Source organism: Azospirillum humicireducens, assembly GCF_001639105.2.
Classification (GTDB): domain Bacteria; phylum Pseudomonadota; class Alphaproteobacteria; order Azospirillales; family Azospirillaceae; genus Azospirillum; species Azospirillum humicireducens.
The window spans coordinates 494500-518361 of sequence record NZ_CP028902.1 but is presented as its reverse complement, the minus strand read 5'-3'; the positions used below and the strand labels follow the sequence as shown (position 1 = coordinate 518361).

At 69.1% G+C, this 23862-nt stretch carries 19 protein-coding genes and 1 pseudogene; 11 read left to right on the top strand and 9 right to left on the bottom strand.

Features of this window, described 5'->3' with window-relative positions:
- Positions 1–10 precede the first annotated feature (10 nt).
- From A6A40_RS16860 to A6A40_RS16825, 8 genes are all read left to right on the top strand, one after another.
- Positions 11–1408 carry an ABC transporter substrate-binding protein gene (locus A6A40_RS16860; RefSeq protein WP_108547053.1) on the top strand — a complete coding sequence of 466 codons (1398 nt, stop codon included), beginning with the start codon at positions 11–13 and terminating at the stop codon, positions 1406–1408.
- Positions 1405–3891 (top strand): ATP-binding protein, encoded by a 2487-nt coding sequence (locus A6A40_RS16855; protein ID WP_108547052.1) that lies wholly within the window; start codon positions 1405–1407, stop codon positions 3889–3891. The genes A6A40_RS16860 and A6A40_RS16855 overlap by 4 nt, the downstream gene beginning before the upstream one ends.
- Positions 3892–3902: 11 nt before the next feature.
- Positions 3903–5258 (top strand): sigma-54-dependent transcriptional regulator, encoded by a 1356-nt coding sequence (locus tag A6A40_RS16850; RefSeq protein ID WP_108547051.1) that lies wholly within the window; start codon positions 3903–3905, stop codon positions 5256–5258.
- 165 nt (positions 5259–5423) lie between these two features.
- On the top strand, positions 5424–6791 hold the full coding sequence (locus tag A6A40_RS16845; protein WP_108547050.1) for an extracellular solute-binding protein: 1368 nt from the start codon (positions 5424–5426) through the stop codon (positions 6789–6791).
- 87 nt (positions 6792–6878) lie between these two features.
- Positions 6879–8591 carry an ABC transporter permease gene (locus A6A40_RS16840; protein ID WP_108547049.1) on the top strand — a complete coding sequence of 571 codons (1713 nt, stop codon included), beginning with the start codon at positions 6879–6881 and terminating at the stop codon, positions 8589–8591.
- 14 nt (positions 8592–8605) lie between these two features.
- Positions 8606–9742 (top strand): ABC transporter ATP-binding protein, encoded by a 1137-nt coding sequence (locus tag A6A40_RS16835; RefSeq protein WP_108547048.1) that lies wholly within the window; start codon positions 8606–8608, stop codon positions 9740–9742.
- A 12-nt stretch (positions 9743–9754) separates the two neighbouring features.
- The gene (gene gph / locus A6A40_RS16830; protein WP_108547047.1) at positions 9755–10438 is read left to right on the top strand and encodes a phosphoglycolate phosphatase; all 684 of its coding nucleotides are present in this window, start codon (positions 9755–9757) and stop codon (positions 10436–10438) included.
- A complete protein-coding gene (locus A6A40_RS16825; RefSeq protein ID WP_108547046.1) occupies positions 10432–10959 on the top strand; it encodes a histidine phosphatase family protein in 528 nt (175 codons plus the stop codon). The genes gph and A6A40_RS16825 overlap by 7 nt, the downstream gene beginning before the upstream one ends.
- Positions 10960–11008: 49 nt before the next feature.
- On the opposite strand, the gene A6A40_RS16820 is transcribed toward A6A40_RS16825, so the two are convergent.
- Entirely contained in the window at positions 11009–12415 is a 1407-nt protein-coding gene (locus A6A40_RS16820) for an L-serine ammonia-lyase (protein ID WP_108547045.1), read from the bottom strand.
- Positions 12416–12513: 98 nt separating this feature from the next.
- Entirely contained in the window at positions 12514–13788 is a 1275-nt protein-coding gene (locus A6A40_RS16815) for a serine/threonine transporter (RefSeq protein WP_108547044.1), read from the bottom strand.
- Positions 13789–14179: 391 nt separating this feature from the next.
- Between A6A40_RS16815 and A6A40_RS31445 the strand changes: the two are divergent.
- The 3 genes and pseudogenes from A6A40_RS31445 to btsR all read left to right on the top strand — a co-directional run.
- Positions 14180–14749 (top strand): annotated as a pseudogene (locus A6A40_RS31445) (LytS/YhcK type 5TM receptor domain-containing protein); the annotation flags it as partial.
- A gap of 1 nt (position 14750) precedes the next feature.
- A partial coding sequence (locus A6A40_RS32310) for a sensor histidine kinase (protein WP_472240608.1) occupies positions 14751–15201 on the top strand: 451 nt, incomplete at its 5' end.
- Complete coding sequence (gene btsR, locus A6A40_RS16805) at positions 15198–15917, top strand: two-component system response regulator BtsR (protein ID WP_108547043.1); 720 nt, start codon at positions 15198–15200, stop codon at positions 15915–15917. The genes A6A40_RS32310 and btsR, both read left to right, overlap by 4 nt.
- Positions 15918–15927: 10 nt before the next feature.
- On the opposite strand, the gene A6A40_RS16800 is transcribed toward btsR, so the two are convergent.
- The 7 genes from A6A40_RS16800 to A6A40_RS16770 all read right to left on the bottom strand — a co-directional run bounded on the left by A6A40_RS16800 (position 15928) and on the right by A6A40_RS16770 (position 23851).
- Complete coding sequence (locus A6A40_RS16800; protein WP_108547042.1) at positions 15928–18498, bottom strand: sensor histidine kinase; 2571 nt, start codon at positions 18496–18498, stop codon at positions 15928–15930.
- A complete protein-coding gene (locus A6A40_RS16795) occupies positions 18470–19144 on the bottom strand; it encodes a response regulator transcription factor (RefSeq protein WP_108547041.1) in 675 nt (224 codons plus the stop codon). The genes A6A40_RS16800 and A6A40_RS16795 overlap by 29 nt, the downstream gene beginning before the upstream one ends.
- Positions 19145–19178: 34 nt before the next feature.
- Positions 19179–20006, bottom strand: a complete 828-nt coding sequence (locus A6A40_RS16790; protein WP_108547040.1) for a universal stress protein — start codon at positions 20004–20006, stop codon at positions 19179–19181.
- Positions 20007–20032: 26 nt separating this feature from the next.
- Positions 20033–20713: a TerC family protein gene (locus tag A6A40_RS16785; RefSeq protein ID WP_108547039.1), complete on the bottom strand. Its 681-nt coding sequence runs from the start codon at positions 20711–20713 to the stop codon at positions 20033–20035.
- A gap of 57 nt (positions 20714–20770) precedes the next feature.
- Positions 20771–22291, bottom strand: a complete 1521-nt coding sequence (locus A6A40_RS16780; protein ID WP_108547038.1) for a tripartite tricarboxylate transporter permease — start codon at positions 22289–22291, stop codon at positions 20771–20773.
- A gap of 27 nt (positions 22292–22318) precedes the next feature.
- Positions 22319–22801 carry a tripartite tricarboxylate transporter TctB family protein gene (locus A6A40_RS16775; protein ID WP_108547037.1) on the bottom strand — a complete coding sequence of 161 codons (483 nt, stop codon included), beginning with the start codon at positions 22799–22801 and terminating at the stop codon, positions 22319–22321.
- 72 nt (positions 22802–22873) lie between these two features.
- Positions 22874–23851, bottom strand: coding sequence for a Bug family tripartite tricarboxylate transporter substrate binding protein (locus tag A6A40_RS16770; RefSeq protein ID WP_108547036.1), 978 nt, complete (start codon positions 23849–23851; stop codon positions 22874–22876).
- Positions 23852–23862 lie beyond the last annotated feature (11 nt).

Genomic DNA, 23862 nt, shown 5'->3' with positions numbered 1-23862 from the left:
TGGGAGCGGCATGAAACGGAATTGGCGCAGCCTTGGATCGTGGCTGCCGACGCTGGTGGCGGTCTGGTTGCTGCTGCCGGCGTCCGTGACGGCCGGGGCGGGCAAGCTGCCGGTGGCGGCGGAAACGGTCACGGTCATGACGTCCTTTCCCGCCGGCTTCTACGAGCCGGTGCGGGAGGCGTTCGAACAGGCCCATCCCGGCCTTCGCCTCCGGGTGATCAATGCCAAGACGACGGCGGCCGTGAGCCAGCTCCAGGACCGTGTGGAGGATGTCGACCTCTTCTGGGCGTCCGCCCCCGATGCCTTCGAGGTGCTGAAGGCCGCCGGGCTGCTGGCGACGGTCGGCGCGCGCCCGACCGGCGCCCCGGCGACCGTCGGCAACCAGCCGATCGACGATCCCGACGGCACCTATCTCGGCTTCGCGCTGTCCGGCTATGGGCTGGTCTGGGATCAGTCCTATCTCGACCGGCACGGGATCGCCGCTCCGCGAAGCTGGGAGGATCTGCGCAAGCCGGCCTATGTCCGTCATCTCGGCATCACCGCGCCGTCGCGCTCCGGCACCATGCACCTGATGGTGGAGACCGTTCTGCAACTCCATGGCTGGGAGCGAGGCTGGGCCATGTGGTTGGAAATCGCCGGCAACATCGCGACGGTGACGGCGCGCAGCTATGGCGTGGTGGAGGGCGTGGGCAAGGGGCGTTTCGGCATCGGGCTGGCGATCGACTTCCTGGGCCAGGGAACCGGGCAGGAGGCGCAGGACGGAGAGGCGTTGCGCTTCGCCTATCCCGCCGACAGCGTGTTTCTGCCGGCCAGCGTGGCGGTGCTGCGCAGCGCGCCCAATCAGGCGGGAGCGGACGTCTTCATCGATTTCCTGCTGTCGCCCGCCGGGCAGGCGCTGATGCTGCGGCCTGACATCGGACGGCTGCCGGTCCGCCCCGACGCCTACGCCGCCGCGCCCGCCGGCTATCCCAATCCCTATGCCCGCGAAACCGGCGACGACCTCTTCCTCTTCGACCGGGCCTTGTCGAGCCGCCGCTACGAACTGGTCAACCTCCTGTTCGATGAGTTGATCACCTTCCGGGTGAAGACGCTCAACCGCGTCTGGCAGCTGATCCACGAGGGGGAGACCCGTCTGGCGGCCACTCCCGACCCGGTGGCCCGCGACCTGTTGCGCACGGCCCGCACGGCGGCCACCGCAGTTCCGGTCGGCGCTGCCGAGGCCGTCGACCCCGCCTATTCCGCGGCGTTGCGGCGGCCGGCCCGCGGCATGCGGGTCTCGGCAAGGCAGGAGGATCTGGCGGCGGAATGGCGGAGCTTCTCCAAGACCCAGCTCGACGCGGCGTTGTCGGCTGCCGAACGGGCACTGGTCATCCTGCGGGTGGCGGCCGGCGAAGGGGGCTGGCCATGAGCGCTCCGGCGCGACCGTCCGTATCGGCCGGCGGGGCAGGCAACGGGCCGGCGAGCGGGTGGGGACCGTTGCGCTTCGGCATCCGCGCCCGGCTGTTTCTGGCCTTCGTCGCGGTGGCCGTTCTGTCGGTCGCGGCCTGCGTGCTCGGCTGGCTGTCCTATGACCGGCTGGGCGGAACGCTGGACGAGTTCGCCGAAAGCCACCTGCCGGCCCTGGGGCTCGCCGCCAAGCTGGCGGAGGAGGGCGGCGCCATCATCGCCACCGCTCCCATCCTGGCCGGCAGCCGGACCGAGGCCGAGATGGATGCGATCCGCGACACGCTGGGCCGCCGCCTGACCGCGCTGCGGGCGCTGACCGGCTCCATCGAAGGCGGTGTTCCCGGTCTGCGCCCGGTGGTGGATGCGCTCGGCCGCAATCTGGCGGAGCTGGACGGCACGGTGCGCCAGCGGCTGGCGCTGGCCCGCCGCAACCAGGAGGCCATCGAGCGGCTGCGCTGGCTGCACGCCGATTTCCTCGACGAAATCGACCCCCTGGTGGCCGACGCCCGTTTCAACATCCAAAGCGCGCTGGCCTCCGTCGAGAGCGGGAAGGCGTCGCCCGATGCCGTCCGCATCCTGAGGGAGGAGAATCGGCGGAGCGAGGCGGTGCTGCAGATCGGCGCCAACGGCAACCTCGCGGTCGGGCTGATCGCGCGGGCGGCGACGCTTGCAACGCCCGAGATGCTCGACGACAACGCCGGCTTCCTCGACGAGACCGCCGACCGGCTGCAGCGCGACCTCGCGGCGCTGGCCGATTGGCCGGACGGGGTGTCGCTCGGGCAGGTGGTGGCCCAACTCCTGGGGCTTGCGCGCGGGGCGGAGGGCAGCGTGCCGGCGCTGCGCCGGGAGGAGCTGGAAACCGCCGCGCGCGGACAGGCGCTGCTGGCGGGGAACCGCGACCTCGTGGCCCGGCTGAACGGGCTGATCGCCCGGCAGGTCCTGGCGGTCGAGCGCGATTCCCGTGCCGCCGCCGCACGTTCGGCCCAGGCGGTCGCGTTCGGCCGCTCCGCCCTGCTGGCGAGCGCGGTGGTCAGCCTGCTGGTGGCGGTGCTGGTGGCGTGGCTCTACGTCAACCGCAATCTGATCTCCCGCCTGACCCGGCTGGGCAACGCGGCCCGCGCCATCGCCGCCGGCGATCTGAAGGCGGAGATCCCGCTGGGCGGTCGTGACGAGCTGTCGGACATGGCGGCGGCACTGCTGGTCTTCCGCGATACCGCCATCGCGGTGGAGGAGGCGAACGCCCAGGCGATCATCGACAACGCCCAGGCCGGTCTGGCGATCACCGATGCCGAGGGTGTGATCGAGTTCGTCAACCCGCTCGGCGCCGCGCTGATCGCACCGCCTGACGGGGTCGGCAATGGAGAGGACGCCGCCGCGCGTCTCGCCGACCGCCTGGATGCCGACGGCGCCGGCCGCGTCGCGGCGTTCTTCGCTCAGGTGTCAGCCGGAGCCGACGGCGTCGCGCCGACCCTGTCCATCCTGGCGACCGGGCGGCGCCCCGATGGCGGTGCGGTGCCGGTGCAGGTCGGCGTCCGCCCCTTCCGGCGGCGCCAGCAGCAGCGCTTCATCGTCACCCTGACCGACATGACCGAACGGCTGGAAGCCCAGCATCTTCTGGAACGCACGGTGCGGGAGCGCACCACCGACCTGCAGGCCACCAACGACCGGCTGGAGCGCGCCATCGCCGAGCACCAGCGCACCGAGCGCGACCTGCGCGAGGCCCAGGCGGAACTGGTGCAGGCCGGCAAGCTGGCGGCGCTCGGCCAGCTGGCGGCCGGTGTCGGGCATGAGCTGAACCAGCCGCTGGCCGCCATCCGCTCCTACGCCCACAATGGCCGCAAGCTGATCGGGCTTGGCCGGGTGGAGGAGGCGGGCGCCAATCTGGGCAAGATCGCCGACCTGACGGCCCGCATGGCGAACATCACCAACCACCTGAAGCGCTTCGCCCGACGCCCCGACGCCCGTCTGGGCGCGGTGGAGCTGGAGCCGGTGATCCAGGGTGCCCTGTCCCTGTTCGGCAACCGCCTGCGCGAGGAGGCGGTCGAGGTCGAACTTCAGTTGCCCGACGCCGCTGCGCCGCTGCGGGTCCGTGCCGAGGAGGTGCGGCTGGAACAGGTTCTGGTCAACCTGCTGAGCAACGCGCTGGACGCCGTGGCCGGCGCGCCGGTCCGCCGCATCCTGATCCGGGCCGAGGCCGTGGAGAAAGGAGAGGGGGAGGAGGGCGATGCCGTCCGCATCGAGGTGCGCGACAGCGGCTCCGGCATCGCCGCCGATCCGGTCGAGCAGATCTTCGATCCCTTCTTCACCACCAAGCCGGTTGGGACTGGGTTGGGGCTCGGCCTGTCGATCTCGTACAACATCGTCCGCGACTTCGGCGGCGTGCTGTCGGTGGCCGAGAGCGGCCCCGACGGAACCGCCTTCGTCCTCACCCTGACCCGTGCGTGAAAGCCTCTGCCATGACCGTCCTGCTGATCGACGACGATTCGGAAGTGCTCGATTCCAGCCGCCAGACGCTGGAGCTGGAGGGCTTCGCGGTCGAGGCGGTGACGGAGCCGGAGGCCGGGCTGGCCCGGCTCGGCGCCTCCTGGCCCGGCGTGGTGGTGACCGACGTGCGCATGCCGGGGATGGACGGCTTCGCCCTGCTGGAGCGGGTGCGCGCGGCGGACGCGGAGGTGCCGGTGGTGCTGGTCACCGGGCATGGCGACATCGCCATGGCGATGCGGGCGGTCCGCGAAGGCGCCTACGACTTCATCGAGAAGCCGGCCGAGCCCGACCATCTGGTCGAGGTGGTGCGGCGCGCCCTTGCCCATCGCAGGCTGGTCCTGGAGAACCGCCGCCTGCGGGCGCAGCTGGCCGAAGGCGGTTCGGAAGGGCGGATCATCGGACGGTCGCCGGCCATCGAGCATCTGCGGGCCGCCGTGGCGAACCTCGCCGACGCCGAGGTCGACGTGCTGCTGTTCGGCGAGACCGGGACGGGGAAGGAGCTGGTCGCGCGCAGCCTGCATGAGGGCGGCCGGCGGCGCGCCGGCAATTTCGTGGCGCTGAACTGCGGCGCCATGCCCGACACCATCATCGAGAGCGAGCTGTTCGGCCACGAGCCGGGCGCCTTCACCGGGGCGCAGGGGCGGCGCATCGGCAAGCTGGAATATGCGGCGGGCGGCACCCTGTTCCTCGACGAGATCGAGAGCATGCCGATGCATCTCCAGGTCAAGCTGCTGCGGGTGTTGCAGGAGCGGGCCATCGAGCGGATCGGCGGCAACCGGACGATCCCGCTGGATCTGCGGGTGGTGGCGGCGACCAAGGTGGATCTGCTGCGGCTGGCGGCGGAGGGGAAATTCCGCGAGGATCTCTATTACCGGCTGAACGTCGTCACCGTGCCGCTGCCGCCCTTGCGCGAGCGGCGCGGCGACGTGGCGCTGCTGTTCCGCCATTTCCTCGACGCGGCCCTGGCGCGGTCGCGCCGGACGCCGCCGCCGCTCGACCCCGTCCTGCTGGCGCGGCTGGCCGCCCATGGCTGGCCCGGCAATGTCCGCGAGCTGCGCAACGTCGCCGAGCGGGTGGCGCTCGGGCTGGGCGACGGGCTGGCTCCCGTCGGCGTTACGGCTGCTGCTGCCGGCATGACGGGATCGGCGGAGATCGAGCCGCTGGCCGACCGGCTCGACCGCGTCGAGAAGCAGCTGATCGAGGACGCGCTGGCCCGCTGCGGCGGCCGGGTCGGCGAGACGGCGGAGCGGCTGGGGATCACCCGCAAGACGCTGTACCTGAAGATGCGCCACCACGGGCTGAGCCGGGACGATTTCGCGGAGGAGTGAAAAACGGGGGGCCGTGGATGTTCCCCGCATTACCCAGGAAAGCCGGGCGATGTTCCCGTCCTGACCCATCGATGCCGTGCAAAGCCAGAGCGTGCAAGGGCTGACTGTCTGGCACGCCGATTGCTGATAGGGCGAGCATAAGACATCAAGGGAGGGACAACACCCATGCTCCGCACCTCGCGCACCGTCGCACGCACCCTGCGCAACGCCGCCGCCGCCCTGGCCGTCCTGCTGCTGTCCGGCACCGCCGCCTTCGCACAGGATGCCAGCGGCAAGCTGGTCATCGTCACCTCCTTCCCGAAGGACATGACGACCGCTTTCCAGCAGGCCTACCAGAAGGCCAACCCCAAGGTCACGGTCGAGATCCTGAACCGCAACACCAACGCGGGCGTGAAGTATCTTCAGGAAACGGCGTCCAACAACGGCGTTGACCTGTTCTGGGCGTCGGCCCCCGACGCCTTCGAGGTGCTGAAGGGCGCCGGCCTGCTCCAGCCCTACAAGCCCAAGGTGGAAGGCATTCCCGAGAAGGTCGGCGCCTATCCGGTCAACGATCCCGAGGGGATGTATGCCGGCTTCGCCGCATCCGGTTACGGCATCATGTGGAACAGCCGCTACATGAAAGCCAACGGCCTGCCGATCCCCAAGGAATGGGCCGACCTGACCAAGCCGGCCTATTACGACCATGTCGCGATCTCCGCCCCGTCGCGCTCCGGCACGACGCACCTGACCATCGAGACGATCCTCCAGGGCGAGGGCTGGGAAAAGGGCTGGCGCACCAACAAGGAGATGGCCGGCAACTACCGCACCATCACCGAGCGCAGCTTCGGCGTGCCGGACGGGGTGAATTCCGGCGCCTTCGGCGTCGGCATCGTCATCGACTTCTTCGCCCTGTCGTCGCAGGCCTCGGGCTTCCCGGTCGAGTTCGCATATCCCACCGTCACCACCATCGTCCCGGCCAATGTCGCCGTCGTGAAGAACGCCCCCAACAAGGCCGCCGCCGAGGGCTTCGTCGATTTCCTGCTGTCGCCCAAGGGGCAGGAGGTTCTGCTGGAACCGGCGATCCGCCGCCTGCCGGTCAACCCGGTCACCTACGAGAAGGCCCCCGCCGGCTATCCCAACCCGTTCAAGGACAAGTCGCTGGGCTCGCAGGTCAACTTCGACGTGAACGTCTCGCAGGCCCGCTACAATGTGGTCGACGCGCTGTTCGACCAGCTCGTCACCTTCCAGCTCGACGACCTCAAGGCGGCGACCCAGGCCATCCACAAGGCCGAGGCCGCACTCGCCAAGAAGCCGAACGACAAGGCCAAGGCGCTGCTGGCCGAGGCGCGCGACCTCGTCGCCGCCATGCCGGTGACGGCGGAGCAGGCCGCCGACCCGCAGCTGGCCGGCGCCTTCACGGTGGAGCGCAAGTCGGCCAAGGACGCGGTGCCGGAGCGTCAGGCGCAGGTCGAGCAGAAGTGGGCCGCCTTCGCCAAGGAGAACTACGCCAGCGCCCGCAAGAAGGCCGACGAGGCGGCTGCCCTGGCGCGCTGATGCCGTTGCGCTGACGCGTCGGCACGCCGTGCATGGGGGACGCGCCGGTCGCGTCCCCTCCCTCCTCCCCAGTTCACGGGCCTTTCCATGACCTCACTTGCGCTCACGCGCGACCGCATCGCGCGCGTGCGGCCGGGGCCGGCGCTGGCCGCGCTGCTGATCGCCGCATTCCTGCTGCTGTTCCTGGTCGTTCCGGTCGTCCAGGTCATCTTCGTCGCCTTCCAGGACAAGACGACCGGCGCCTTCACCCTGGTGAACTTCGCCGACTTCTTCCAGAACGACCTGTTCATGCGGTCGTTCGGGAACTCCTTCTACGTCTCGGCGATGTCGGTGGTGGTGGCGAGCCTGCTGGCGCTGCCGCTGGCCTACCTGACCACGCGCTTCGAGTTCCGCGGCTCGGTGCTGATCCAGAGCCTGGGCATCATTCCGCTGATCATGCCGCCCTTCATCGGCGCGGTGGCGATGCAGCTGCTGTTCGGGCGCAACGGCTCGGTCAACCTGCTGCTGCGCGACCATTTCGGCTTTTCGATCCCCTTCATGGAGGGGCTGAACGGCGTCATCTTCGTCCAGAGCATCCATTATTTCCCCTTCATCCTGATCAACCTGTCGGCCAGCCTGAAGAACATCGACCGGGCGATGGAGGAATCGGCGCAGAATCTCGGCTGCCACGGCTTCCGCCTGTTCCGCCGCATCGTCTTCCCGCTGGCGATGCCGGGCTATGTCGCCGGCGCCTCGCTGGTCTTCATCAAGGTGTTCGACGATCTCGGCACGCCGCTGCTGCTGAACGTCAACGACATGCTGGCGCCGCAGGCCTATCTGCGCATCTCCTCCATCGGCATCGCCGATCCGATGGGCTACGTCATCTCCGTCGTGCTGATCGCCTGCTCGCTGCTGGCGCTCTGGGTGTCGGCGCTGGCGATGCGCGGCAAGGACTACGCCACGGTGCAGCGCGGCGGCGGCGGTCTCGCCAAGCGGCGCCTGAAGCCGCTGGAGATGGTGGCGGCCTATGGCATCGTGCTGCTGATCCTGGTGCTGGTGCTGGCGCCGCATGTCGGGCTTGGCCTGCTGTCCTTCGCCACGATCTGGTCCTTCAGCCCGCTGCCCGACGCCTTCACGCTGAAGCACTACCACACCGTCTTCTCCGAGAGCGGGCAGTACATCACCAACACGCTGCTCTACGCCTCGCTGGCGGCACTGCTCGACGTGGTGATCGGCACCGCCATCGCCTATCTGGTCCTGCGCACCAAGCTGCCGGGCCGGCAATGGCTGGACTACATCGCGATGGCGGCGCTGGCGGTGCCTGGCGTCGTGCTGGGCATCGGCTATCTGCGCAGCTTCTACGGCGTGCCGATGCCCTTCACCGGCCAGCCGCTGTCCAACTTCTGGCTGATCCTGGTCTTCGCGCTGGCGATCCGCCGCCTGCCCTACGCGCTGCGCGCCTGCACCGCCGCCTTGCAGCAGGTCAGCTCCTCGCTGGAGGAGGCGGCCGAGAATCTCGGCGCCACCAAGCTGCGCACGGTCGGGCGCATCGTCGTGCCGCTGATGTCCGGCGGCATCCTCGCCGGCTTCGTCACCAGCTTCGCCACCGCGGCGGTCGAGCTGTCGGCCACCATCATGCTGGTGCATTCGCAGAGCGACGCGCCGCTGGCCTACGGCCTCTACGTCTACATGCAGTCGGCGGCCGGGCGCGGTCCGGGGGCGGCGCTGGGCATCTTCGCCGTCATCATCGTCGGGCTCGGCACCTACCTGTCGCACGTCGTCATCGAGCGCGGCCGCCGCGACCGCGGCCAGGACCAGTGAGGGAAACCATCGTCATGAACCACCAGTTTTCCGACCAACGGTTTTCCCCGGCCGCGCTCGCCGCGCAAATCCAGAGCGTCGGCGTCGACATCGCGGGCGTCAACCTGTCCTACGGCAGCAACCATGTGCTGAAGGACGTGAACCTCGCGATCAAGCCGGGCGAGTTCTTCGCCTTCCTCGGCCCGTCCGGCTGCGGCAAGACCACGCTTCTGCGGCTGATCGCCGGCTTCAACACCGCCCAGCGCGGCGAGGTGCGCATCGGCGGGCGCGACATCTCCGGCCTGCCGCCGCACCGGCGCGATGTCGGCATGGTGTTCCAGAGCTACGCGCTCTGGCCGCACATGACCGTGCGCCGCAACGTCGCCTTCGGGCTGGAGGAGCGCCGCGTCCCCCGCGCCGAGATCGAACGGCGGGTGGACGCCGCGCTGGAGCTGGTCGGGCTGAAACATCTGGCCGACCGCCGCCCCTCGCAGCTGTCGGGCGGCCAGCAGCAGCGCGTGGCGCTGGCGCGCACCGTGGTGATCGAGCCGAAGATCCTGCTGCTCGACGAGCCTTTGTCGAACCTCGACGCCAAGCTGCGCGTGCAGATGCGCCAGGAGCTGCTGAGCCTGCAACGCAAGCTCGGCCTGACCACCATCTTCGTCACCCACGACCAGGAGGAGGCCAACACCATCTGCGACCGCATCGCGGTGATGGAGGACGGGCGGGTGCAGCAGGTCGGCACCCCGCAGGATCTCTACGACCATCCGGCCAACCTGTTCGTCGCCGGCTTCCTCGGCACCGCCAACGTGCTGGACGGCGCCGTGCGGGACGACGGGGCCGGGGGCCGCGCCTTCGTCGGCGCCGGCTTCACCCCGGTGGCGCTGCCGGCGGCGGGCGTTGAGACCGGGGCCGGGGGCAAGCTGATGTTCCGGCCGCAGAACCTCGCCATCCGCGCCGACGGTCAGGCGCCGGCGCCCGGACATGCCCGGCTGACCGGCACCGTCCGCCACCGCGAGTTCCTCGGCGCGTCGATCCGCTATGCGGTGGATGTCGGCGGGCAGCTGGTTCAGGTGGACGCGCCGCATCAGGCGGGCGATGCTCTGCTCCCCCCGGATGCCCCGATCATCCTCGACCTCGCGGCCGACAAGGCCCGCTTCCTCCGCCAGTAAGGTGCCGCAATCGTGACCGATACCGTGAACCGCCCCGCCATCCGCGCCGTCGCCTTCGACCTCGACGGCACGCTGGTGGACAGCGTGGCCGACCTGATGCATGCCTCCAACGCCCTGCTGGCCGAGCTGGGGCGCCCGCCGGTCGATCTGGCGGCGGTGCGCTCCTTCGTCGGCGACGGGGCGCCCAAGCTGGTCGAGCGGGTGCTGGCCGCCACCGGCGGGGTTCCGGCTGCGGACGAGACCGCCCGCTGCATCAAGCGCTTCCTGGCGATCTACGAGGCCGACCCCAGCGCCCACAGCACGCTCTACCCCGGCGTCGCCGAAACGCTGGGCCGGCTGGCGGAGGCCGGGCTGCGGCTCGGCGTCTGCACCAACAAGCCGATGGCGGCCACCCTGCGGCTGCTCGACGATCTGGGCATCGCCGGCCGCTTCGCCGCGGTGGTCGGCGGCGACAGCTACCCGACCCGCAAGCCGTCGCCGGAGCCGGTGCTGGGGCTGCTGGAGCGGCTGGAGGTCACGCCGGCGGAGACCGTCTTCGTCGGCGACAACGAGCATGACGTGGCGGCATCCCGCGCGGCCGGGGTGGCGCGGGTGCTGGTGGTGCCCTACGGCTATGCCCGCGTCCCGCTCGACGGCCTGCCGCATGACGGCGTCCTCGACGGGTTCGCCGATCTGGCGAAGCGTCTGTCATGCTGAACGCGGTGATCTTCTGCCGCCATGGCGAGACGGAGAGCAACCTCGGCGGCTGGCTGGCCGGTTCGCGCGACGTGTCGCTGACCGAACGGGGCCGTGAACAGGCGCGCGAGGCCGCCGCGGCTCTGGTCGCCGGGCGGCAGACGGTTCCGGTCGTCTACAGCAGCCCGCAGCGTCGGGCGCTGGAGACGGCGGCCGTCCTGGCCGAGGCCCTGGCGGTTCCGATCGTCCCGGTCGCCGGTCTGGAGGAGCGCCGCTGGGGCGATCTGGAGGGCGGGGCCATCCCCGCCGACCTGTTGCGCGAGGAGGTGCCGAACGGGGAAAGCCTGTCCGCATTCGGCGCCCGCGTCACCGCGGCGCTCGACGGCCTGCCTGTCCCCGCCGACGGCCGCCCGCCCCTGATCGTCGCACATGCCGGCACCTGGCCGGTCCTTTGCCGATGGTTGGGGGTGGAGTCCGCGCTGCTGTGGCCGCCCAACGCGTCGCCTGTGACCCTCATGCGGCAGGGCGCCCGCGTCGGGTGACGCGGGCGCCCTGTGCAGAAGAGGCCATGATCCGAGGAGGCGCGCGGCGTCAGGCCGCCCAGTTGACGCCGTCGGCGTCCTGTGTCTGCGCGGAGGCCTGTGCCACCACCTTGACCGCCAGACCGCCGCAGGAGGTTTCGCGGTATTTCGGATCCATGTCCTTGCCGGTTTCGAACATCGTCTCGATGACCTTGTCGAGCGAGACCAGCGGCTCGCTGGTGCGGTGCAGGGCCATGCGCGTCGCGTTGATCGCCTTCATGGCGCCCATGGCGTTGCGTTCGATGCAGGGGATCTGCACCTGCCCGCCGACCGGGTCGCAGGTCAGGCCGAGATTGTGCTCCATCGCGATCTCGGCGGCGATGCACACCTGTTCGGGGCTGCCGCCCATCAGGTCGGCGAGGCCGCCGGCGGCCATCGAGCAGGCGACGCCGACCTCGCCCTGGCAGCCGACCTCGGCGCCGGAGATGGAGGCGTTCCGCTTGTAGAGCGCGCCGATGGCGGCCGAGGCCAGGAAGAAGCGGACGCAGGCGTCCTCGTCCAGAGGCTTGATGAAATTGTGGTAGTAGGCGAGCACGGCGGGAACGATGCCGCAGGCGCCGTTGGTCGGTGCGGTGACGACGCGGCCGCCGGCCGCATTCTCCTCGTTCACCGCGAAGGCGAACATGTTGACCCAGTCGACGACGTTCATCGGGTCGCGCGACAGCGCTTCCGACGAGGCCAGCTGGCGGCGCAGGATGGCGGCCCGGCGGGGAACCCGCATCGGTCCGGGCAGCACCCCCTCGGTCGTCATGCCGCGGTCCATGCAGGCGCGCATCGTCTGCCAGATGTTGGCGAAATAGTCCTTGATCTCCTGGTGGCTGTGCAGGCGCAGTTCGTTCTGCAGGATCAGGCCGGAGAAGGACAGGCCGGTCTTCCGGCAATGGTCCAGCAGCTCGGCGGCGGAGGCGTAGGCGTAGGGAAGCTCCACCTCCTCGCCGCTCTGCCTGCCGAAATTCTCGTCCTCGACGACGAAGCCGCCGCCGATGGAGTAATAGGTCTTGCCCAGCAGCAGCCGGTCGCCGTCGAAGGCCTGGATCGTCATGCCGTTCTCGTGCCGGGGCAGGTTCGACCGGTGGAAGGTGATGGCGGCCGGCGGGAAGTCGATCGGCTTGCCCTCCTGACCCAGCGGCAGGCTGTGCGAATTGCGCACCTGCTGCAGGAAGGCGGGGATGGTGTCGATGACGACGGTGTCCGGCAGGTTGCCGGCGAGGCCGAGCATGAGGGCGACGTCGGTGTGGTGGCCCTTGCCGGTCAGCGCCAGAGACCCGTAGACGTCGACCGCGACGCGGGTCGTGGCATCGAACCCGCCGCAGGAACGCAGGGCATCCACGAACTGCTTGGCTGCCCTCATCGGTCCCACCGTGTGCGAACTGGAGGGGCCGATACCGACCTTGTAGAGGTCGAACATGCTGATCATGGCGTGCTTCCTTCCTGTGCCGGTTCTTCTCTTCGCCGCTTCGGGCGGCGGCCCGCCGCTTTGGGACGGGGCGCCACCCGAAGGGGAAGCGGTATGTGTCAGAGGCTGAGCAGGGAGTAGAGGATGGCGGACATTGCGACGCTGCCGATGAAGATCACCACCACGTTGCCCGGCTGGCCGGCGTATTTGCGCATGGCCGGCACCTTGCGGATCGCGTACATCGGCATGATGAAGAGCAGGGCGGCGATGATGGGACCGCAGAGGGATTCGATCATGCCCAGGATGCTGGGGTTGAGCGTGGCGGCGATCCAGACGGCGGCGACCATGAACAGGGCGCTGAAGCTGTTGATCGCCTTGAGGTTGACGGCCTTGCCCTGGCTGCGAAGCTGCTGGGAGATCAGGCCGTTCAGGCCTTCACGGGCGCCGAGATAGTGGCCGAAGAAGGACTTGGTGATCGCCACGAACGCCACGGCCGGGGTCAGGAAGGCCATCAGCGGGTTGTCGAACTTGTTGCCGAGATAGGACAGGATCGAGATGTTCTGGGCCTTGGCATCGGCCAGTTCCTGCGGGCTGAGGCTGAAGACGCAGCTGAAGACGAAGAACATGACGACCAGGACCATCATGACGACCGCATATTTCTCGATGCGGGTGCTCTGCGCTTCAGCCTCTTCGCCATACTGGTTCTGCTGGGCGACGACGAAGCGCGAGATGGCCGGGGAGTGGTTGAAGGAGAAGACCAGGGCCGGGATGCTGAGCCACAGGGTCAGGCTGAACTGGCCGGCGGTCGGGACCTGATCGAGGATCGCGCCGTTCCAGTCGGGGGCGAGATAGAGGCCGATGCCCATCAGGACCAGCACGAAGGGATAGACGAGCCAGCTCATGACCCGGACGACCATCTGCTCGCCCAGCTTGATGACGCCCATCAGCCCGAGGATCAGGCCCAGCGACAGCAGGATGCGCGGCGGCGGAACCATGCCCAGCTGATGCACCATGAAGCTCTGGACCGTGTTGGTCAGGCCGACGCCGTAGATCAGCAGGATCGGCAGGATGGTGAAGAAGTACAGCAGGGTGATGAGCTTGCCCGCGGTGGCGCCGAAATGCTCGGTCACCACCTCGGTGATGTCGCTGCCCGGTTTGGAGGAGGACAGGATGAAGCGGCACAGGCCCCGGTGGGCCAGATAGGTCATCGGAAAGGCGATGACCGCCATCACCGCCAGCGGCCAGAAGCCGCCGAGACCGGCATTGATGGGGAGAAAAAGCGTGCCTGCGCCAATAGCTGTTCCGAAAAGCCCAAGCATCCACATGGTGTCATGCTTGGTCCACGGCAGAGGAGGATTGCCAAGCCTTGTGGATTCCGTTGAGATGCTGACCATTTTTATTCCTCCAGCATGCCTTCATTCGTGGATGTTCAGGCCATCACGGAAAGGCTGCGCTCTGTTGACCTGGAGAAAGCCTAGCAACACTCCGCCGGCAATTCCCGACCGAACTCAGGAGCGGTGGAATAGCGAAATGAGCGGCGGAATGGAAAAATGAGCGGAGGCGGCCAGGGGCGAGCGGAGGCGCCTATCGTGGCTGCGACACTCTCCCCGCGGCCTTCCCGCCGCTTCGCACTGGCCTTTCGGCCGGCGATGGTTCACATCTTGCGCCTCAATCCAGCACATCCAGTCGCTCACTTGCCCGGACGGGATGGCCCGGACGCGCGGGTGCGGGGAGCCTTGACCTANCAAGCTGGCCTGCTACGTCATCTTCTCGCTGTTCTGCATCATGGGGACCATCCTCGGCATGCCGGTGGTCCATGCCATTGCCAACACGCCGGCGATCGGCGCCGTGCTGGGCGGTCTGCTGGGCGGTCCCCTGGTCGGGCTTGCGGTCGGCATCACCGGCGGGCTGCACCGCTATTCCCTGGGCGGGGCCTTCGCGCTCGCCGCCGGACTCGACATCGTGGTGCAGGGGATGCTCGGCGGGCTGATGCACCGCCACCTGATCCGCAAGGGCAAGGCCCGCGCGCTGTTCGACCCGATCAAGGCCGGCGCCCTGACCTTCGTCGGGGTGCTGATCGAACTGCTGATCGACCTCGCGGTGGCGAAGCCGTTCGACCAGACGCTGGAGATCGTGAAGCTGATCGCGGTGCCGGAGCTGATCGCCAATTCACTGGGTGCGGCGCTGTTCATGGGCATCCTGATCGACCGCCGCGCCGTGATCGAGCGGCAGTCCAGCCTGTTCTCCGCCAAGGCGCTGGCCATCGCGGCACGGGCCGACGGCGTGCTGCGCCGGGGCTTCAACCGCGAAAACAGCATGACCGTAGCCCGGATCATCTATGAGGAGACCGGAGTGNCCGCATGAATCTCAAACGGCCCAGCCAGATCGCCCCGCTGGCCGAGGAGATCGAGCATGTGAACGCCTATCTGCAGATCGAGCTGGCGCGCTTTTCCGACAGCCTGTCGGTGGACGTCGACATTCCCGACAGCCTCGGCCGGGTCCGGCTGCCGGCCTTCACGCTCCAGCCGGTTGTGGAGAACGCGATCAAGCACGGCACGTCGCAGCTTCTCCGTCCCGGCCACGTCTCCATCGCCGCCCGGCAGGAAGGCGCAAGTCTGGTCATCGACGTCGAGGACAATGCCGGGCTTTACGAGCCGAAGCCGGGCGGGCAGGGGCTGGGGATGAGTCTGGTCGACCGCCGCATCAAGAACTGTTTCGGGCCGTCCTACGGTGTTACCGTCGCGTCCGAGCGGGACGTCTTCACCCGCATCACGATCCGGGTTCCTCTGGAGGCCGCTTCCAAATGATCAACGTGCTCATCGTCGATGACGAACCGCTGGCCCGCAAGGAGCTTCGCCGCGTTCTCTCGAAGGCAACCGACATCACCGTCGTCGGGGAATGCAGCAACGCCATCGACGCCATCGGCGTGATCAACCGGGAAAAGCCGGACGTCGTGCTCCTGGACATCCAGATGCCGCGGGTGAGCGGCATCGAGATGCTGAGCATGCTCGACCACGAAAAGATGCCGCACATCGTCTTCCTGACGGCCTACGACGAGTATGCGGTGCAGGCGTTCGAACAGCATGCCTTCGATTACCTGCTGAAGCCGGTCAATCAGGCCCGTCTCGACAAGACCCTGCAGCGTCTTCGCCGCGACCGCGAGCCGCAGAAGATCGACCAGCTTCCGGGCGCCAACCAGCTCCGGCAGATCCCGTGCTTCGGGCAGCATCATGTGCAGCTCGTGCGCATGGAGGAAGTCGAGCATGTGGCGTCGGGCGTCAGCGGCGTCTATGTGGTTTCCACCGACGGCACCGAACGGCCGACGGAGCTTCCCCTGCACATCCTTCAGGACCGGACGCCACTCCTGCGCTGCCACCGTCAATATCTGGTCAACACCGACTGCATCGAGAAGATCAACTTCCTGGAGAACGGACTGGCGGAGATCAGCACGAAGCGCGGTCATGTCATTCCCGTGAGCCGGCGCTTCTTCCCGCAGATCAAGGAGCGGCTCGGCATCCTGTGACGGCAGGGCTTCAGGGCAGCTGCACCGCCGACCGCCATTGCTGCAGGAAGGCCCCGCGTTTGAGCGGGTCGAGGAAGACCAGCAGCGCCGCGCTGAGCGTGATCGGCTGCAGCTGCGCCACGGTGCTGGAGCGCAGGCCGGCGGCGGAGGCCTCGCGGGTCACCGAGGAGGACAGTGCGTAGAGGGCGGAGCCGTCGGCGACCACCTCCTGTCCGCGGGTGGACAGCAGGTAATCGATGAACAGGCCGGCCAGACCGGGGCGGGGGGCCGATTTCGGAATCACCGCCACGCGCGAGATGACCAGCGTGTAGTCCTCCGGCATCACGATGCCGATGGGGGCGCCCGCCGCCACCCGTGCCCGCGCGTAGGACCCCAGGACATTGTAGGCGATCAGCGCCTCGCCCCGCTCGACCATGTCGAGAAGGTCGGCGCTGCAGCAGGCCGTCCGCACCTGGGCGTTGCCCATCAATCCCACGAGTTGCCAGTATTGGCTGAACAGCAGCGCGTCGTGCGAGGCCAGCAGATAGCCGATGCCGCTGACGGTGACGTCGTAGGTGGCGACCAGCCGGCCGTACAGGGCGCGCTCCTCGCGCAGCAGCCGGATCAGCGCGTCGCGGGTGCGCGGCACCCGGTCGGCGGCCAGGCGGTTGCGGTCGTAGGCGATCACCGCCGGCTCGAAGGTGAAGCCGAAGGCTTCGTTCCGCCAGTTGGCCCAGCCCGGCAGGAACTGGCTGCCGGCCGGAATGTGGGGCTGGGTGTGGCCGTCATTCACCAGCTTGATCTGAAGGTCGGCGGCGGAGCTGATCAGCAGGTCCGGCTTGTCCGTTTCGGCATCCTTGACCGCACGGGCGTACAGTTCGGACGTGCCGACGTCGACATACTCCACCGTGATGTCCGGATGCGCGCGCTGGAAGTCGAGGACCAGCGGCTCCATCGCCTGACGGTCGGTTGCAGCGTGGATGCGCAGCCGGTCCCGCGCCGTGCCGGGGGCCGGATAGGTGATGGTCTGCGGTGCCGTTTGCGCAGCCGCCTGCTGGGGCGACCAGAGGGCGGTCGCTGCGGCGAAGGCCAGGGCAAGCAATGCCGCCCGGCCGCCGGACGGGACGGTGACGGGTTCGGATGCGGTGGCGTCGTTGGCGCGTGCGCCGGGGAAGTCGATCCGCGCCACCAGCCCGCCGCCCGGACGGTCGAGCAGCGACAGGGCGGCGCCATGCGCCTCGGTGACGGAGTGGACGATGGCCAGCCCCAGACCGCTGCCGGCTACGCCTGCCGCCGAACTGCCGCGTCCGAACCGGGTCAGCACGCCGGCCTTCTCCGCGTCCGGAATGCCGGGACCGCGGTCGGCCACCTCGATGCGCAGGCCGCGGTCGTCCGGCCGGCGGGCCAGCGACACCTCGATGGCGCCGGCGGCCCCGTCCTGTCTCGCCGCCCCGGCATATTTCACCGCATTGTCCACGAGGTTGGCCAGTGCCTCGCGCAGGCTGATGGCGTCGCCGGGAACCAGACCCGGTTCGGCCGCGGGGTCGACCTCCAACCGGATCGGCGTCGCTCCGGCGACCGGCCGTGCCCGCTGGATCACCTGTTCCAGCAGGGCGCCGATGTCCACATCCTCGGGGTTCAAGGCTTCGCTGCGATGCATCACCATGGCGTGGTTCAACAGCTGGCTGGTGAGCTGGCTTGCCTCCGCCGCGTTGCGGTGGACGCGCTGGGCGATGCGGCGCAGGGCGGCGGGGTCGTGCTCGTCGGCGGCAAGTTCGGCCTGCAGCCGCAGGCTGGCAAGCGGGGTGCGGATCTGGTGGGCGGCGTCGGCCAGGAAGGTCTGCATGGTGTCCAGGTTCGCCTTCAGCCGCTCCATCAGCTGGTTGATCGCGTGGACGAGCTGCGACACCTCCTGCGGCGGCGGCATGGCGATGGGGGAGAGGTCGCGGGCGTGGCGGTCGCGCAGGGCGCGCTCCAGCGAGCCGAGCGGTGCCAGCGCCTGCCGGATGCCGAACCACACCAGCCCGGCCACCGCGAGCATGGCGAAGACGATGGGCAGGAAGGCGTTGGCGAGGATGTCGCGCGCCAAGGCCTGCCGCTCCTCCCGCGTCTGGGCGACGGCGATGGTGACCCAGCCGGCGAGCCCAGGCTGCGCCACGAAGCGGTCGAGCGTGGCGACGCGGACCCGCGCGCCGCGGTAGGTGGCGTCGGTGAATTGCGGGCGGACGCTGGTGCCGGACTTGGCTGTCACCGGCAGGTCGTCGTACCCGGTGACCGGCGATCCATCCGGCGCGACGATGCGGTAGAACAGCCGGTCGCGCCCGCCACCCTGCTCCTCACCGCCTTGCGCCAGGATGCTGAGCGAGGAATAGGGCAGATCGACCAGGAACCGTCCGTCCTGGACCCGCACCGTGTCGGCGATGGACAGGGCGGAGGCCGCCAGCAGGCGGTCGAAGGCGGCGTCGGCGGCGCGGCGGGCATAGGCGTCGACGAACAGGAAAAGGCCGCCGGTCAGAACCGCCAGCACGCCGAGCAGCCGGATGAACAGGCGCCGGCGCAGCGAATAGGTTCCCTCACTCCCCGTTGCGGATTTCCGCCACATATCCCAGCCCCCGAACCGTGCGGATCTCCATCGACGATCCCTGCATCTTGCGCCGCAGCCGCGAGACGTACAACTCGATGGCGTTCAGCGCGGTGGGCTGGTCCAGGCTGAACAGGCGGTCCATCAGGTCCTCCTTCGACATCACCGCGCCGAGATTGCCGAGAAACAGCTCCAGCAGCCGGAACTCGCGCGCGCCCAGCTCGACCGGCCGGCCCTCGACCTGCACCAGCTTGGCGGCGGCGTCGAACAGGATGTTGCCGAATTCGGTGCGCGACGACGCCATGCCGTGGGAGCGGCGCAGCAGCGCCCGGCAGCGCGCCTCCAGTTCGCGCAGATCGAAGGGCTTGACGATGAAGTCGTCGGCGCCGAGGTCGAGCAGGTCGATCTTCACGTCCACCTGGGACCGGGCGGTCATCATCAGCACCGGGGTCGCGTTGCGGCGCCGGCGCAGCTGGGCCAGCAGCGCCGGCCCGTCGATGCCCGGCAGCATGATGTCAAGCAGGACGAGCTGGTAGGGCTCCCGCCGCAGCAGCTCCTCCGCCTCATGGCCGTCGGCTGCCCAATCCACCGCATAGCCCAGCTTGCGCAGGCCACGAACGATGGCGTCGGCCAGATCCTCGGTGTCTTCGACGACGAGAATGCGCATGGGCTGCCCCTCCGGTCTGGACCTGTCCGATGCCTCAATGGGCCATCAGGATCGGCAGGGTAGGCGGTTCGCGCAGGATGTCGAGTGTCACGCCGCCCCACACCCGTTCACGGACGCGGCTGTGCCCGTAGCCGCCCATCACCAGCAGGTCGCAGCCCAGCGCCTGGGCGTTCTCCAGCAGTGCCCGGCTGACGCCGGAGGAAACGGCGATGCGCTGGACGATGGCGACGATGCCGTGCAGGGCGAGATAGCCGGTCAGGCGGTCGGGATCGGCCGAACGGCTCTCCTGTGGCGTGTCGGTGGACAGTACGACGACCTTCCCGGCCCGGTGAAGGAAGGGAATGGCCGTGGCGACCGCGCGGGCCGCGGCGGCGCCGCCGTCCCAGGCGACGGCGACCGTGGCGCCGAGCGTCGCCGGCTCCGCCTTCGGTGCCAGCAGGAGCGGACGGCCGGAGCCGAACAGTGCCGCTTCGATCACCGGCCCCATGGCGTTGGTGCCGTCGGAAGCCTGGGCGATCACGGTCACGTCGGCCAGACGCGCCTCCTCCGACACGGTCTCCGCCAGCGGGCCGGTCGCCTGCTGCCAGGAGGCGGTGACGCCGCCATGGCGGCCGCGGAACTCGTCGAACAGCTGGTGGGCGGCGTCCACCACCTCCGCCTGTTCGGCCTGCCCGATGCGGATCAGCTGTTCCACCAGCGCCTTGGGGATGGCGGCGCTTTCGATGGAGGTGCGGATTTCCACCTGCGGCATGACGCTGAGCCCCTCGACATGGGCGCCGAAGCGTTCGGCGACCAGGAAGGCGGAGGCGACGGCGCGGCGGTCGAGCGGACGGCCGGTGAGGGGGACGAGAACCTTCTTCATGGCGTGGTCTCCGTACAGGTGCCGGCTCACAGGATCAAGGCGGTGTGGTTAAGCACCTCGCGGCTGCCGCGCCAGATCATGTCGAGGGCGACATAGGTGATGATGAGCAGGCCGACCCAGCCGATCCAGCGGTGCTTGTGCAGCATGTGCGCGATGACGTTCGCCGCCGCGCCCATCAGCACGACCGACAGGATCAGGCCGATGACCAGGATGGTCGGATGGTCCTTGGCGGCGCCGGCCACGGCCAGCACGTTGTCGAGCGACATCGACACGTCGGCGACGACGATCTGCCAGATGGCGGCGCCCACCGTGGTGCCTGCGGCTGCTGCCGCAGCGGCGGTGCCGACCGCGGCGCCACCGGCGTTGCCGGAGATGTCGGGTGCGGCCATCGCCTCGTCGGGAGCCACCTCGTCCTCGCCATGGCTGCGCAGTTCGCGGAACATCTTCCAGCACACCCACAGCAGCAGCACGCCGCCGGCCAGCGTCAGGCCGATGATGGCGAGAAGCTGTGCGGTGATCAGCGCGAAGAAGATCCGCAGCCCGATGGCGGCGGCGATTCCCCAGAAGATGACCTTCCTGCGCTGGGCCATCGGCACCGCGGCGGCGGCCATGCCGACGACGATGGCGTTATCGCCGGCAAGCACGAGATCGATCGCGACGACCTGTCCCAGCGCGACGAGCTGCGGCCAAAGATCGAGGGAGTCCATGAACACAAGTCCTTCCGGATGTCAGGCTGGGAGGGGGAGCCGGCAAAGAGCGGGCGGTCAGACCGTCGAGGTCTTGCCGGCAGGGTCGGATGCGGCGGCGCGGTTGCGGCGGCGCATCACAAGCGGACCGACCACCAGCAGCACGGCGACGGCGAGCAGTGCGGCGGAAATCGGATGGGTGATGAACACCGTGGCGTCACCCTGGCTGATGGCGAGCGCGCGGCGGAACTGCTGTTCGGCCAGCGGCCCCAGGATCAGCCCGACGACACAGGGCGCCACCGGCACGTTCAGCACCCGCATGCCGAAGCCGACCAGCCCGATCACCCACAGGATGACCAGATCGATCACGTTGTTGTTCAGCGTGTAGGCGCCCAGCGTGGAGAAGACCAGGATGCCGGCATAGAGCCAGGGCCGCGGGATGACCAGCAGCTTCACCCACATCCCCACCAGCGGCAGGTTCAGCAGCAGCAGCAGAACATTGCCGACATAGAGGCTGGCGATCATGCCCCAGACCAGTTCCGGGGTGCTGTCGAACAGCGTCGGGCCGGGCTGCAGGCCATATTGCTGGAAGGCGGCCAGCATGATCGCCGCGGTGGCCGAGGTCGGCAGGCCGAGCGACAGCAGCGGCGCCAGCACGCCGGCGGCGGAAGCGTTGTTGGCGGCTTCCGGTCCGGCCACCGCCTCGATGGCGCCGTGGCCGAATTCCTCCGGCTTCTTCGCCAGACGCTTTTCGACGAGATAGGACAGGAAGGTCGGGATTTCGCTGCCGCCCGCCGGCAGGGCGCCGATGGGGAAGCCCAGCAGGGTGCCGCGCAGCCAGGGCTTCCAGGAGCGCGACCAGTCCTCGCGGCTCATCCATTTGGAGCCCTTCAGCGCATAGACCTCCTCCCGCTCGAAGCGGAAGCGCGAGGCGACGTAGAGCGTCTCGCCCACCGCGAACAGGCCGACCGCGACGACGACGGTGTCGATGCCGTCCAGCAACTCCGGCACGCCGAAGGCCAGCCGCGCCTGACCGGTCTGCATGTCGATGCCGACCAGCCCCAGCGCCAACCCGAGGAACAGGCTGCCCAGCCCGCGGGCCAGGGAATCGCCGAGCACCGCGGTGACGGTGGTCAGCGCCAGCACCATCAGGGCGAAATATTCGGCCGGGCCGAACAGGAGCGCCATCTTCACCATCAAGGGCGCCACGAAGGTCAGCGCCGCGGTGGCGATGGTGCCGGCGATGAAGGATCCGATGGCGGCGGTGGCGAGAGCCTGGGCGCCGCGGCCCTGCCGGGCCATGGCATGGCCGTCGATTGCGGTGACGATGCTGCCCGACTCGCCCGGCGCGTTCAGCAGGATCGAGGTGGTGGAGCCGCCATACATGGCGCCGTAATAGATGCCGGCGAACATGATGAAGGCGGAGGTCGGCTCCAGATGGTAGGTGACCGGCAGCAGCAGAGCCACGGTGAGCGCCGGGCCGATGCCGGGCAGGACGCCGACCGCCGTGCCCACGGTGACACCGATGGCCGACCACAGCAGGTTGTAGGGCGTCAGCGCCACGAGAAATCCGTGGCCGAGCGCGGCGAGGGTGTCCATGGATGCGTTTCCTTCCCGAAAGGACGCTTATTCGGCCGGCAGGAACCACTCGCCGACGGTGCCGATCGGCAGGTTCAGGTCGAGGCCGTAATTGAAGACCACGAAGGTCGCGCCGGACAGCACGAGCCCGAATGCGGCGTTCACAAAAAAGCGGCGGTTGCCGAAGGCGCGCGCCACCGCGACGAACAGAAGGGCGGCGGCCGGAATCCAGCCGAGATACTCGATCAGCAGGAACTGCGCGACCAGCCCGGCCGCGACCAGCATCACCGCCCGCAGGTCCAGTTCCAGCCCGCCATCATGGGCGATGTGACCGGCGAAGGCCTCGCGCAGCAGCGACAGGGCGACCAGCATCAGGCCGGCCGAGATCAAGTAGGGGAACAGGGCAGGGCCGACGACGCCGCGGCCGGCGGACGGGGTCAGCATGGTCTCGACGGCGATCAGCGCACCCAGGGCGAACAGGCCGCCACCGAGCAAGGCTTCGCCGATCCGCAAACTGCGGCCAGTGGTCATCGCATCCTCCCGATTTCTATCCGGTGGCGGGCGGGCGCCCCCGATGTACGGGCGCCCGCACCGTCGCCGCGGTTACTTGGCGATGCCGAGTTCCTTCAGCGTGCCTTCGATGCGGGTGCGGTCTTCCTTCAGGAAGCCGGCGAACCGGTCGGACGGCTGGTACTGGTCGATCCAGCCGCGCTGCTTCAGGAGTTCCTGCCATTCGGGGCTGGCGACGACCTTGGCCACCGCCTCCTGAAGCTCCTTCATCTCGGCCGGCTTGGCGTTGGCCTGGGCGAAGATGCCGCGCCAGTTGACGAATTCCAGGTCCACGCCCTGTTCCTTCAGGGTCGGGGTGTCGGTGCCCGGCAGGCGCTGCGGCGCGGAGACGGCGATGGCGCGCAGCTTTCCGGCCTGGATCTGCGGCGTGAACTCGGAGTAGCCGCCCAAGCCCAGAGTGACGTGACCGCCCAACGCCGAGGCCAGCAGCTCGCCGCCGCCGGCGGTGGCGACATAGTTGACCTTGGCCGGGTCGACGCCGACCGACTTGGCGATCAGCCCGGCGAGGATCTGGTCGCTGCCGCCGGCAGATCCGCCGCCCCACGACACCGAACCGGGATCGGCCTTGAACTTCTGCAGCAGGTCGCCGAAGGACTTGATCGGCGAATCGGCCGGCACGACGATGCCGGTGTATTCGCCGGTCAGCCGGGCCAGCGGCGCCACCTGGTCCAGCGTGACCGCGGACTTGTTGGTGACGATTGCCCCAAGCATGATCTGGCCGCCGACCAGGATGGCGGGATTGCGCTTCTTGGCCGTGACGAACTGGGCGAGCCCGATGGTGCCGCCAGCGCCGGGGATATTGGCGACCTGGACGCCGGAGGCCAGCTTCTGGTTCTGCAGAACCTGCTGCAGCGCGCGTGCATGCTGGTCCCAGCCGCCGCCGGGGCTGGCGGGGGCGATGATCTCCAGCCCCTTCAGCTCGGCGAGCGAGGGGGTTGCGGTGACGGTGCCGGCGATCAGGGCGGCGGCGGTGAACAGGCCCTTGAAGAGTGTGGCGTGACGGGCGCCCATGGGGATCCTCC